Raw genomic sequence first — 12,916 nt, forward strand, 5'->3', positions numbered from 1 at the left:
TCAGTATTTGGGAGATTCGTCCCTTTGGGGCCAAGTGAACATTCGATGGAGTTGTTTTTATGGGCCCATGGCTCGATAGCGTGACCGGTTGGCTGACGGTCAATCCGCAGTGGCTGGCCATGGCAGTGTTCGTAGTGGCGTGTGTGGAATGCCTGGCGATTGCCGGGCTGATCGTACCCGGTACGGTGTTGTTGTTTGCCGTGGCAGTACTGGCCGGCAGTGGCGCACTGTCGCTGGGTGAAACATTGCTGCTGGGTTTCCTCGGCGGCGTGCTGGGCGACATCGTTTCGTATTTTCTGGGGCGACATTTCCACCAGAACATCCGGCGCCTGCCGGGGTTGCGCCATCATCCGGAATGGATCGCCGGGGCCGAAGCGTATTTTCAGCGTTATGGCATTGCCAGCCTGTTAGTCGGACGCTTTATCGGCCCGTTGCGACCAATGTTGCCGATGGTCGCCGGAATGTTCGACATGCCCTTCCCGCGCTTCGCCGCCGTCAGCTTGTTGGCCGCCGCGGGCTGGAGCGTTGCTTATCTGCTACCCGGTTGGGCCACGGGCGCAGCGATTCGCCTGCCATTGCCGGAAGGTTTCTGGCCGGAGGCCGGGATTGTCGTGGGCGGTATTGCGGTGATGGTGGGGCTGAGCATCAACAGTAGCCTGCGCCGCCATCGCAAGGCCACGGTGCTGATTGCCAGCTTGAGCCTGCTGATGCTGGCCGGGCTGTTCATCGGCTATCCACACCTGACCGCCCTCGACCAGGGATTGATGACCCTGATTCAGGAACACCGCAGCCCGACGCTCGATGAAGCGGCGGTGGTGTTCACGCTGATCGGCGAATTCCGCAACATGTTTATGATCAGTGCCCTGCTGATCGCCTTGCTGTTGCTGACGCGACAATGGCGGCACGCGATCTTCGCCGGCGGCACTTTGCTTTTCACCGCGTTGGGCAACACTGCCACCAAGCACTTTTTCGCCCGCATTCGCCCGGAAGTGCTGAGTGATCCACTGACCAGCTACAGCATGCCCAGCGGCCACGCCTCGGGTTCGTTCGCGCTGTTTCTGACGCTCGCGGTGCTGGCTGGCCGTGGACAACCGCCACGTATGCGCCTGACCTGGTTATTGGTCGGCTGCTTGCCGGCGCTGACAATTGCCTTGTCGCGGGTCTACCTGGGGGCGCATTGGCCGACCGATGTGCTGGCCGGCGCGATGCTGGCGGCATGCGTGTGTGCGGCGAGCCTTTGGCTGACGCAACGTCAGGCGCCGCTCAACGCCATGCCGCCCAGGGTCTGGTGGCTGGTGTTGCCGTCGTTGGTGGCGTTGTTCGGATTCTTTGTATTGAGGCATCTGCCGCATGCGCTATTGCGGTATGCGTATTAGAAGATCAAAAAATCGCCCTGCAGCAACTGCGATCTACGTCAGGCAAACAACTCACCCTGCAACTCATCCAGCAGCGCCTGAATCGCATCCAGCCGCTGCTGCGGATCATCGAGTTGCAGCAGGTTGATCTTGTCCAACTCGGAAAACGGCAACAGGTACGCCAACTGATTGGCCAGCGACTGTTGCCCTGTCGCTTCGGTGCCCATACTCAGCGCTTCGACCATCGGGTGTTCCGCCAAGGCCTTGAGCAGTGCGACCAGGTCGGCGTCTTCATCCTGTAGCGGTTGCTCAGGCTCTTCGTCCAGCCACTCGACTTCGGCGACGATGAGTTGATCGCGCTGCACATCGGTGCTCAGCACATTGAAACGCCGCCCGCCCTGCACCCGGATGCCCAGCAAGCCGTTGTCTTGCTGCTGGAAATCGGTGATCCGCGCTTCGCAACCAACCAAGGCAAAGCCTTCGGGTGCGATGCCGACTTCGCTGCCTTCGAGGATGCACACCACACCGAAACCGCCGCCCTGTTTCATGCAACGGCCGATCATGTCCAGGTAGCGCGCCTCGAATATCTGCAAGTCGAGGTTGCAGCCGGGAAACAGCACCGTGTTCAGCGGAAAAAGCGGCAGACTCATAGACATTTCCTTACACCACCATCGACACCGCCAACGGCAGGAACACCTCCGTGGCCACCCCCATCAGACTCATCGCCAGCGCCGCGAAGGCGCCGCATTCTTCACTTTCCTGCAAGGCCACCGAGGTGCCGACCGCATGGGCAGTCATGCCCAGAGCCATACCGCGGGCTTCAGGGCTGTGGACACCGAGACGGGTCAAAAGACTCGGCCCGAAGATTGCCCCGATCACTCCGGTAATCAGTACGAATACTGCCGCCAGCGCCGCGACACCACCGATCTGTTCCGCCACCAGCATGGCAATCGGCGAGGTCACCGACTTGGGAGCCATGGTCATCAGGATCATGTGTTCGGCACCGAACCACCAACCCAGCAACACACCCATGCCCGTGGCGACCACACCACCTATCACCAGCGTAGTAAATATCGGCCAGAACAACTGCCGGATCCGTCGCAGGTTGAGGTACAGCGGCACCGCCAGCGCAACGGTGGCCGGCCCGAGCAAGATGCTGAGGATCTCGGTGCTTTTACGGTACTCGACATAGCTCAGGCCACAACTGACCAGCACACCGATGACCAGCAACATGGAGACCAGCACCGGCTGCAGGAAAATCCAGCGGGTTTTCTCGAACGCCGCCAGCACCAACTGATACGCGCCCAGCGTAATGCCGATACCGAACAGTGGATGATGAATCACCGACGCCCAGGCGCCATGCCAATCGAACATCATTGGCTGTCCTCGGGATGGGCATGCGGCTTGATCATGCGCTGCATCAACACGCCGGCGAAGGCCATCGACAACACCAGCGACAGCACCAACGCACCGGTGATCGCCCAGAAATCCGCGGCAATGTCGGCGGCGTAGACCATCACGCCCACGGCCGGCGGCACCAGCAGCAACGGCAAATAACGCAGCAGGCTGCTGGCCGCAAGGTTCAGCGGTTCGCCGACTTGACCGCGGCTGATCAGATACACCAGCAGCAACAGCAGGCCAATGATCGGCCCCGGCAGCACCGGCAAAAACAGATGATTGAGGGCTGTGCCGAGCAATTGAAACAGCACCAGCCAGGTCAGGCCACGTAACAACATCCATCCTCTCCCGCGCTCTCCCCCACCAAGAAGGGGCCCGACATTATAAGCACGCTATGAGTCGGCATTCGCCAAAAGCATGGTCAGTTGACCGGAGCAATTTGTCATGTTGATCTAAAGTGGTTCGCAGGGAGGTCAAGCCCCCCCACTCGAAAAACTATAAATCCGATGAACCCAAGGAGAGTCTCAATGCCCTATGTTCCAGTTGCAGAGCTCAAAGATTATGTCGGCAAGGAACTCGGATGTTCCCAATGGCTCACCATCGACCAGGAACGCATCAACCTGTTCGCAGAAGCCACAGGCGATTATCAGTTCATCCATGTCGACCCGGTCAAAGCCGCGCAAACGCCTTTTGGCAGCACCATCGCCCATGGTTTCCTGTCGTTGTCGCTGATCCCCAAACTGATGGAAGACATCCTCATCCTGCCCGAAGGCGCGAAGATGGTGGTCAATTATGGCCTGGACAGTGTGCGTTTCATCCAGCCTGTGAAGGTTAATTCCAGGGTTCGACTCAAGGTCGACATGAACGACGTCACCGAGAAGAAACCCGGCCAATGGCTGCTCAAGGCCACCGCCACGCTGGAAATCGAAGGATCAGACAAACCGGCGTATATCGCCGAGCCACTGTCCCTCTGCTTCGTCTGACACATGCCTGATTGCGAAACAGCTCATGCTGTTTCGCGCTGTGTCTGTGCCGTGTCTCTATAAATGCGACACATAGCTGCGGCATACTCGGTCGCCTAATTGCCCGGATCCCGCTATGCGCCCACTTGCACTCCTTGCCCTGACCCTGATGCTCACCGCTTGCGGCGATGGCGAATCGCTGCTGCCCCCCGACGCCCGCCTGCCGGACGGCGGACGCTATCGTGGTGATCTGGTCAACGGCTTGCTGCAAGGCGAGGGTCGCATCGATTACCCGAACGGCAGCTGGTACGCCGGTCACTTCGACAAAGGCCAATGGCATGGCCAGGGCGAATGGCACGGCAGCAACGGCGAGGTCTATCGCGGTCAGTTCCAGCAGGGGCTGTTCGACGGCCAGGGCACGCTGACCACCACCGGCAGCAGCTACACCGGCGGTTTCAAGGCCGGTCGACGGGACGGTGAAGGCACCCTCAAAGAAAACGCCATGACCTATCGTGGCGAATTCAAGGCCGACCAATATTCAGGGCTCGGTCGTCTGGAACTCGAAGACGGCAGCCAGTACCAGGGTCAGTTCGCCCACGGCAAACCCAACGGCGAAGGCCAGCGCAGCGATGCCAGCGGCAATCAGTTCACCGGGCATTTCGTCGATGGCCAACTGGAAGGCAACGGTACTTTCAACAGCGCCGATGGCGATATCTACGTCGGTGGGTTCAAGAATAATCAACTGCATGGCAAAGGCCGCTACGAAAACGCCGATGGCGATGTCTGGATCGGTCAGTTCAAGGAAGGCGTGCTGAACGGCAAGGGCGAGTTGATCGGCGCCGATGGCAGTCACTACATCGGTCAGTTCAGCGACTGGCGCTTCACCGGCCAGGGCCGCTTGAACCTGGCCGATGGCAGTTTCTATATCGGCCAGTTCGACGGCGACAACTATCAGGGCAAAGGCACGTTGGTGCTGACCGATGGCACAGTGCTGAGCGGCACCTGGATCAACAGCCAGCGCGTGCGCGACGCCGACGGCAAGCTGCTGCCCGACACCCTGGAACTCGGCTTGCTGGCCCAGGGCCGCTTGCTCGACGAAGCACTGGCCAACGTACCGGCCTCAACTCCGGCGGTTGAACTGTACACCTTGACCCTGGGCGGTGACGGCAAGCAGAGCGTGTTCCTGCGCGAATCCGACTACGTCGCCAATATGCTCGCCAGCCGTTTCGGCGCTTTCGGCCAGATTCGCCTGGTCAACCATCGCGACCACCTCGGCGACCGGCCGATGGCTACCCGGGAAAACCTGCGCCGCGCCGCCCAGACCCTGGCCGAACGCAGCGGCCCGGAGGACTTGCTGTTCATTTACCTGACCAGCCATGGCTCCAGTGAACACGAGCTGGTACTCGACCAGCCACGCATGGAACTGGCCGACCTGCCGGCCGACGAACTCGCCGCCGTCCTCGCGCCCCTGAAGAAGCGCGACAAGATTATCGTGATTTCGTCCTGTTATTCCGGCGGCTTCATCCCTGCCCTCAAGGATGAACACACCCTGATCATGACCGCCTCGCGCGCCGACCGGGTGTCCTTCGGGTGTTCGGAAGAAGCCAACTTCACCTATTTCGGCGACGCACTGTTCGCACAGGCGCTGAACCAGACCGACGATCTGGAGCAAGCCTTCAAACGGGCCAGCGCCACCGTGGCCGAGCGTGAGTTGGCCGACAGCTTCGAAGCCTCCGAACCACAGATCTGGGCACCGAAAGCCGTGCTCGCCCACTGGCAATTGTTACGCAAGCAACAGGCACGAAAGGCACTGCAAAGTGTCTCTATCAGCAAGGATGAAAAGAGCAACTAAGCTGAACAGTATCAAGGGGGAATTTTTATGTACTTGACGCCTCAGCATGTATTGCTTGCCGGAGCTACCGGGTTAACCGGTGAACATTTGCTTGACCGTCTGCTCAACGAGCCAACGATTGCACGCGTATTAGCCCCCTCACGCCGGCCACTGGCCGAACACCCTCACCTGGAAAACCCGGTTGGTGACCCGACGGAGTTTCTGCCGCAATTGAACGGTCGCGTCGACGTCGCCTACTGCTGCCTCGGCACCACGATCAAGCAAGCCGGCTCCGAGGAAGCGTTTCGCGCGGTGGACCTGGACATGGTCGTGGCCTTCGCCAAACGTGCCCGGGAAATGGGCGCACGGCATCTGATCGTGATCAGTGCCTTGGGGGCCGACCGCAGATCCCCGATTTTCTATAACCGTGTTAAAGGCGAGATGGAACACGCATTGCGCGCGCAGAACTGGCCACAGCTGACCATTTGCCGGCCTTCGCTGTTGCTGGGTGATCGCGCCGAGCCGCGACTGGCCGAGCGGGTTGCCGGTCCGTTGTCGAAATTGATTCCGGGCAAATACCACGGCATCGAAGCCTGCCAACTGGCCCGCGCCATGTGGCGCCTGGCGCTGGAAGAGCAGGACGGCGTGCGGATTGTCGAGTCGGATGAATTGCGCAAGTTAGGCAAGTAATCCAGCGGCGCCCAAGAGGACGTCTTCGCGGGCAAGCCTCGCTCCAGGTTAGAGGTATGCCGTGAAAACGACGCACGCCCTGTAGGAGCGAGGCTTGCCCGCGAATAAAGCGCGAAGCGCTCCCCTACAATCCGCCAGTTGCCTGAAACCCAACACCTAAAACCGTCAACAACGACAACGGCAACAGCAGTGTGTCGAGCAAAGCACTGGCCGGCAGATCAACACCGGGATAACTCGGCGCCTCTGCGCCAAATCTGTCCATGGCGCAGCACCCACCGTTCATTGCATACAAGTCCAGACGCGTCCCCGAATACACCACCGGCGCCCCGGGCTTGGCGGCATCGAGGGTGCGCGCCGTGGCGCAGCCCGCCAGTTGCACCGCCAGCAGAATGATCAGCAGCTTATTCATCACTGCTCAAATGGTGTTCACCCCAGCGCGGCAGCATGTCTTGCGGAATGTTCAGCAGATTGAGAATTCGCGCCACGACGAAGTCGATCAAGTCATCAATGGTTTGCGGCTGATGATAGAAGCCTGGCGATGCCGGCAGAATCGTCACACCCATGTTCGACAGCTTGAGCATGTGCTCCAGATGAATGCTCGAATACGGCGCCTCGCGCGGTACCAGAATCAGCTGGCGACGCTCTTTCAACGTCACGTCGGCCGCCCGCTCGATCAAGTTGTTGCAGGCCCCGGTCGCGATCGCCGACAAGGTTCCGGTGGAACACGGCACCACCACCATCGCCGCTGGCGAGCCGGAGCCCGATGCCACCGGCGACATCCAGTCTTCCTTGCCGTACACCCGAATCTGCCCGGCGGCAGCGCCGGTGTATTCAGTAAGGAAGGCCTGCATCATCTGCGGCTTGGACGGCAGCGAGACATCGGTCTCGGTGGCCATCACCAGTTGCGCGGCCTTGGAAATCAGGAAGTGCACCTCGCGGTCTTCACGCACCAGGCAGTCGAGCAGGCGCAAGCCGTACTGGGCGCCCGAAGCGCCGGTCATCGCCAGCGTGATGCGTTCCGGACCATTGTTCATTGCAGCGCCTCGGCCAGTTTGCCGTGCAGGCCGCCGAAGCCGCCGTTGCTCATGATCACCACGTGAGTGCCGGACTGGGCCTGGCTCTTCACGCGCTCGATGATGCCTTCCAGCGAATCGCTGACGATCGACGGCACGGTACACAATGCTGCCGTGGCGCCCAAATCCCAACCGAGGTTGGCCGGCGCATACCAGATCACCTGATCGGCATCGACCACACTTTCCGGCAAGCCATCGCGGTGAGCGCCGAGCTTCATGGAGTTGGAACGCGGCTCGATGATCGCAATCAACGGTGCGTCGCCAATGCGCTTGCGCAAACCGTCGAGGGTGGTGGCGATGGCGGTCGGGTGGTGGGCGAAGTCGTCGTAAATGGTAATGCCGCGGACTTCCGCGACTTTCTCCATCCGCCGCTTCACGCTCTTGAACGCGCTCAGCGCCGCGATGCCCATCGACGGCACGACGCCGACGTGACGCGCGGCGGCCAGGGTGGCCAAGGCGTTGGCGACGTTGTGCTGACCGGTCATGTCCCACTCGACCACGCCTTGAGCGACGCCTTCGAACATCACTTCGAACTTCGAGCCGTCTTCACTGAGCAGTTTGACCTGCCATTGACCGCCAGCGCCGGTGGTTTGCACCGGGGTCCAGCAGCCCATCTCGATCACGCGCTGCAAGGCCGGCTCTGTGGTCGGATGGATCACCAGGCCTTCGCTCGGAATGGTCCGCACCAAATGGTGGAACTGTCGCTCGATGGCCGCCAGATCAGGGAAGATGTCCGCATGATCGAACTCCAGATTGTTCAGGATCGCCGTGCGCGGGCGGTAGTGAACGAACTTGGAGCGCTTGTCGAAGAATGCGCTGTCGTATTCGTCGGCTTCAATCACGAAGAATGGCGTATCGCCCAGACGCGCCGACACCGAGAAATTCTGCGGCACTCCGCCGATCAGGAAACCCGGGCTCATGCCGGCGTGTTCCAGGACCCAGGCGAGCATGCTGCTGGTAGTGGTTTTGCCATGCGTGCCGGCAACCGCCAGCACCCAGCGGCCTTGCAATACGTGATCCGCCAGCCATTGCGGGCCGGAGACGTACGGCAGGCCTTTGTTCAGCACGTACTCGACCGCCGGGTTGCCGCGGGACATGGCATTGCCGATCACCACCAGGTCCGGGGCCGGATCGAGCTGCGCCGGGTCGTAACCTTGGGTCAACTCAATGCCCTGGGCTTGCAGCTGAGTGCTCATCGGCGGGTAGACGTTGGCATCGGAGCCGGTCACGCGATGGCCCAGCTCTTTGGCCAGAACCGCCATCGAACCCATGAAAGTGCCGCAAATACCAAGAATATGAATGTGCATAGTCGACCTCGTAAAACATGGCCGCAGGTTAGCGTAGGGAGGGGAAAATCGCACTCTTTAGCTGAACGTGACACAACCGCTTGGCTGATCGAGCGCGTTTTTTTGTGGCGAGGGAGCTTGCTCCCGCTCGGCTGCACAGCAGTTGTAACGTTGGCAGCCGTGATCCGGCTAATACACCACGTTGGCTGGTTTTGGGGCTGCTTCGCAACCCAGCGGGAGCAAGCTCCCTCGCCACAAAAACGGCTATCGGGCGATGCCGTGTTTGCGCAGCTTCCGGTAGAGGGTATTGCGGCTCACGCCCAGCTGTTCGGCGGTGTGGGTCATGTGCCAGCGCTGCTGTTCCAGTGCGTTGAGCAACGCCAACCGCTCGGCATCGTCCAGCGGATACTCGGACGGCGCTTCAATCGTCGCCACCGTCACCGGCCGGACCTGACGAATCATCGCCGGCAAATCTTCCAGCCCGATCCGACCGCCGTCACACAACGCCGCCAGGGTCCGCAGCACATTGCGCAACTGCCGCACGTTCCCCGGCCAGGCGAAATCGAGCAAGGCTTGCCGCGCCGCAGCATCGATCAGCACCGTCTCCCCGCCCGCCTCTTCGGCCAGCAGAAAGTCAAGCAACTGTGATTTATCCGTGCGCTCGCGCAAGGCCGGCAATGCGACTTCCAGTCCATTGAGCCGGTAATACAAATCCTCGCGAAAACTGCCGTCCTGCACCCTATCGAGCAGGTTGCGGTGAGTGGCGCTGATGATCCGCACATTGACCGATTCCGGCTCACCGCCAATTGGCACCACCTGACGGTCTTCCAGCACCCTTAATAGCCGGGTTTGCATGCTCAGCGGCATGTCGCCGATTTCATCCAGGAATAAAGTCCCGCCATCGGCCTGCTGCAACTTGCCGCGCATGCCTTCCTTGCGGGCACCAGTGAAGCTGCCGCCGCGATAGCCGAACAGCTCGCTTTCGATCAGGCTTTCGGGGATCGCCGCACAATTGAGGGCAACAAACGATTTTTCCGCCCGTTGACTGGCCTGATGCACGGCCTTGGCGAAAGCCTCCTTGCCTGAGCCGGTTTCGCCGTTGATCAGCAACGGCACGTCCCGCTCGAACACCCGCAAGGCTTTACGGAAGTCTTCCTGCAACGCGGCATCGCCCAGGCAAATACCCGACAGCCGTGGACGCTCGGCCACTGCCGGGCGTTGCACCACCGGTGCAGGAATGCTGCGCGGCTGCCCGCGCAACACGGCAAACAGACGGCGCCCGTCGCGGGTGCGCAACGGCCAACTGGCGCTGGCATTGACGCTCGCGCGGCCGAGCAACTCATCCAGCGAGCAATCGAAAAACGCTTCCACCGGCTGGCCCAACAGCCCGCCGCGAATATGCCCCAGCAAATTCAGCGCGCTCTGGTTGACCGCGCAGATCCGCCCTTCCCCATCAAACGCCAGCAGCCCTTCGCTGAACAGCCCGACGGATTCGGCCTGCAAGTGAAAACGCAGCAACCATTGATTGTCGAAGTAACGCAGGAAATAGCAGCTCTCGATCATCTTCGCCGACAGATTGACCAGAGCCATGGTATGGAACTGGCTCTGACGCGAAACCTCGTGACGCGCCGAAGATACGTCGAGCACCGCCAACAGTTCACCGTGAGGGTCGAACACCGGGCTTGCCGAGCAAGTCAGGCCGGTATGTCGGCCACGAAAATGTTCGTCCTGGTGAATGGTCAGGGACTGACGCTCCACCAGGCAGGTGCCGATGCCGTTGGTACCTTCACAGGCTTCGCTCCAGTCGGCGCCAAGCCAAAGGCCGGCGCGTTCGAAAATCTTCCGTTCGGCGGGCGCGGTGACGCAGTTGAGGATCACCCCGCGAGCGTCGGTCAGCAGCACTGCATGGCCGGCGCCGGAGAGTTGCTGGTGGAGGCTGGTCATTTCGTTGCCGGCGATCTGCAACACTTGCTGCAAGCGTTCGCGGCTTTCCAGGATGCGGGCATGCTCCAGCACCGTCGGCGCCATGGTCAGGGCCGGGTCGAGGTGATAGTCCTTAAGGCAACGCAGCCAGGAGCGGGCGATGGACGGATCGCTGCCGGGACCGTGCAGGTGGGACTTACCCTGGGTTACGGTCAACACTTGCTGGGCATGGCGACTCAAATGGTTGTCGTGCATTTCTTATTATTCTCCCCGTGCTGAACCCCACTAAGGGGCCGGCACACACTTTGTGGCGAGGGAGCTTGCTCCCGCTCGAGTGCGCAGCGCTCGCCAAAACCATGACCGGGCAAACATTTTGGGGCCGCTACGCAGCCCAGCGGGAGCAAGCTCCCTCGCCACAGAGGATTACCTGTGTGTCAATTTGAGGCCCAGCATCCTCCAGCCATCGACGCATTGCAATGCTGGCAAGACCCATCGGTCACAGGTTGTGCCACAAGCGGTACAAAGTGTCACACGGGTTGTACCGCAAGCGTCACAAGCCCCGCCCAGCCGTCCGACAAAAAACACACAAGCCCTTGATTTAACTGCCCTGCAAGGCACTGGCCCAACCTTTGCTCTACGCTTGTTACCGCGCTCTGGCGCGTCCTCCCTTATAAGCACAAAAGCCAAGGAGAAACCCATCATGCGTTACGCTCACCCCGGTACTGAAGGCGCTATCGTTTCGTTCAAGAGCAAATACGGTAACTACATCGGCGGCGAGTTCGTCGCGCCTGTCAAAGGTCAGTACTTCACCAATACTTCGCCGGTCAACGGCCAACCGATTGCCGAATTCCCGCGCTCCACTGCCGAAGACATCGAAAAAGCCCTGGACGCCGCCCATGCCGCCGCCGATGCCTGGGGCGCCACGTCCGCCCAGGCTCGCTCGCTGGTCCTGCTGAAAATCGCCGATCGCATCGAACAGAACCTGGAACTGCTGGCGATCACCGAGTCCTGGGACAACGGCAAGGCCGTGCGTGAAACCCTCAACGCCGACATCCCGCTGGCCGCCGACCACTTCCGCTACTTCGCCGGCTGCATCCGCGCCCAGGAAGGCAGCGCCGCCGAGATCGACGGCAATACCGTGGCCTATCACATCCATGAACCGCTGGGCGTGGTCGGGCAGATCATCCCGTGGAACTTCCCGATCCTGATGGCCGCCTGGAAACTCGCTCCGGCCCTGGCCGCCGGTAACTGCATTGTCCTCAAACCTGCCGAGCAAACCCCGCTGGGCATCACCGTGCTGATGGAGCTGATCGGCGACCTGTTGCCACCGGGCGTGCTCAACGTGGTGCAAGGCTTCGGCAAAGAAGCCGGGGAAGCACTGGCTACCAGCAAGCGTATCGCCAAAATCGCCTTCACCGGCTCAACCCCGGTCGGCTCGCACATCATGAAATGCGCAGCCGAGAACATCATTCCGTCCACCGTGGAGCTGGGTGGCAAGTCGCCGAACATCTTCTTCGCCGACATCATGCAAGCCGAACCGTCCTTCATCGAGAAAGCCGCCGAAGGCCTGGTGCTGGCGTTCTTCAACCAGGGCGAAGTCTGCACCTGCCCGTCCCGCGCTCTGGTACAGGAGTCGATCTACGACGAGTTCATGGAAGTTGTCATGAAAAAAGTCCTGCAGATCAAGCGTGGCGACCCGCTGGACACCGACACCATGGTCGGCGCCCAGGCGTCCGAGCAGCAATTCGACAAAATCCTTTCGTACCTGGACATCGCCAAGGGCGAAGGCGCCGAGTTGCTGACCGGTGGCAAGGTGGAAAAACTCGAGGGCAGCCTGGCGACCGGGTATTACATCCAGCCGACCCTGCTCAAGGGCACCAACAAAATGCGCGTGTTCCAGGAAGAAATCTTCGGCCCGGTGGTGAGCATCACCACCTTCAAGGACGAAGCCGAGGCCCTGGCCATCGCCAATGACACCGAGTTCGGCCTGGGTGCCGGCCTCTGGACCCGCGACATCAACCGCGCCTACCGCGTGGGCCGCGCCATCAAGGCCGGTCGCGTGTGGACCAACTGCTACCACCTGTACCCGGCACACGCCGCGTTCGGTGGTTACAAAAAGTCCGGCGTCGGCCGTGAAACCCACAAAATGATGCTCGATCACTATCAGCAGACCAAAAACCTGCTGGTGAGCTACGACATCAACCCGTTGGGCTTCTTCTAAAAACCGGGGGCGATATAGGTATTTCTGTGTCGCCCTTCAGATGAGCCATCGCGGGCTTGCCCGCGATGGCGCCCCTAAACGCACCCTTCATCGCCCTGCCGGCCTGGCATGGGCTTTGCGTGCCCGCTCTACACCTGAACGCCATACCCGAAAGTCCAACAGATCAAACAATAAAAA

The 12,916-nt window shown here is 60.9% G+C and carries 12 protein-coding genes; 5 read left to right on the forward strand and 7 right to left on the reverse strand.

Annotated elements, in window-relative coordinates; translation table 11 throughout:
- Positions 1–59: 59 nt before the first annotated feature.
- Entirely contained in the window at positions 60–1,376 is a 1,317-nt protein-coding gene (locus AC30D7_RS24750; RefSeq protein WP_490135842.1) for a bifunctional DedA family/phosphatase PAP2 family protein, read from the forward strand.
- Positions 1,377–1,414: 38 nt separating this feature from the next.
- Here the strand turns inward: AC30D7_RS24750 and AC30D7_RS24755 are convergent, their stop codons facing one another.
- Genes AC30D7_RS24755 through AC30D7_RS24765 form a run of 3 tightly spaced genes read right to left on the reverse strand, consistent with a single transcriptional unit; the run spans position 1,415 to position 3,091 of the window.
- Positions 1,415–2,005, reverse strand: a complete 591-nt coding sequence (locus AC30D7_RS24755) for an LON peptidase substrate-binding domain-containing protein (protein WP_490135843.1) — start codon at positions 2,003–2,005, stop codon at positions 1,415–1,417.
- Positions 2,006–2,015: 10 nt separating this feature from the next.
- The gene (locus AC30D7_RS24760; RefSeq protein ID WP_490135844.1) at positions 2,016–2,732 is read right to left on the reverse strand and encodes an LrgB family protein; all 717 of its coding nucleotides are present in this window, start codon (positions 2,730–2,732) and stop codon (positions 2,016–2,018) included.
- Positions 2,729–3,091: a CidA/LrgA family protein gene (locus AC30D7_RS24765; RefSeq protein ID WP_490135845.1), complete on the reverse strand. Its 363-nt coding sequence runs from the start codon at positions 3,089–3,091 to the stop codon at positions 2,729–2,731. Before AC30D7_RS24765 ends, AC30D7_RS24760 begins: the two co-directional genes overlap by 4 nt.
- 189 nt (positions 3,092–3,280) lie before the next feature.
- Here AC30D7_RS24765 and AC30D7_RS24770 point away from each other — a divergent pair, with 189 nt between their 5' ends.
- The 3 genes from AC30D7_RS24770 to AC30D7_RS24780 all read left to right on the forward strand — a co-directional run bounded on the left by AC30D7_RS24770 (position 3,281) and on the right by AC30D7_RS24780 (position 6,236).
- Positions 3,281–3,736 (forward strand): MaoC family dehydratase, encoded by a 456-nt coding sequence (locus AC30D7_RS24770; protein WP_018925744.1) that lies wholly within the window; start codon positions 3,281–3,283, stop codon positions 3,734–3,736.
- A gap of 115 nt (positions 3,737–3,851) precedes the next feature.
- On the forward strand, positions 3,852–5,567 hold the full coding sequence (locus AC30D7_RS24775) for a C13 family peptidase (RefSeq protein WP_490135846.1): 1,716 nt from the start codon (positions 3,852–3,854) through the stop codon (positions 5,565–5,567).
- Between the two features lie 27 nt (positions 5,568–5,594).
- On the forward strand, positions 5,595–6,236 hold the full coding sequence (locus AC30D7_RS24780; protein WP_018925742.1) for an oxidoreductase: 642 nt from the start codon (positions 5,595–5,597) through the stop codon (positions 6,234–6,236).
- Between the two features lie 124 nt (positions 6,237–6,360).
- On the opposite strand, the gene AC30D7_RS24785 is transcribed toward AC30D7_RS24780, so the two are convergent.
- The 4 genes from AC30D7_RS24785 to AC30D7_RS24800 form a co-directional block, all read right to left on the reverse strand.
- Complete coding sequence (locus AC30D7_RS24785; protein WP_007937468.1) at positions 6,361–6,645, reverse strand: YceK/YidQ family lipoprotein; 285 nt, start codon at positions 6,643–6,645, stop codon at positions 6,361–6,363.
- Positions 6,638–7,270 (reverse strand): flavin prenyltransferase UbiX, encoded by a 633-nt coding sequence (gene ubiX, locus AC30D7_RS24790; protein WP_007937469.1) that lies wholly within the window; start codon positions 7,268–7,270, stop codon positions 6,638–6,640. Before ubiX ends, AC30D7_RS24785 begins: the two co-directional genes overlap by 8 nt.
- Entirely contained in the window at positions 7,267–8,616 is a 1,350-nt protein-coding gene (gene mpl / locus AC30D7_RS24795; protein ID WP_490135847.1) for a UDP-N-acetylmuramate:L-alanyl-gamma-D-glutamyl-meso-diaminopimelate ligase, read from the reverse strand. Before mpl ends, ubiX begins: the two co-directional genes overlap by 4 nt.
- A gap of 243 nt (positions 8,617–8,859) precedes the next feature.
- Positions 8,860–10,773, reverse strand: coding sequence for a sigma-54-dependent Fis family transcriptional regulator (locus AC30D7_RS24800; RefSeq protein ID WP_490135848.1), 1,914 nt, complete (start codon positions 10,771–10,773; stop codon positions 8,860–8,862).
- A 445-nt stretch (positions 10,774–11,218) separates the two neighbouring features.
- Here AC30D7_RS24800 and exaC point away from each other — a divergent pair, with 445 nt between their 5' ends.
- Complete coding sequence (gene exaC / locus AC30D7_RS24805; protein WP_490135849.1) at positions 11,219–12,739, forward strand: acetaldehyde dehydrogenase ExaC; 1,521 nt, start codon at positions 11,219–11,221, stop codon at positions 12,737–12,739.
- Positions 12,740–12,916 lie beyond the last annotated feature (177 nt).

This window comes from Pseudomonas sp. DF5 (genome assembly GCF_058148225.1).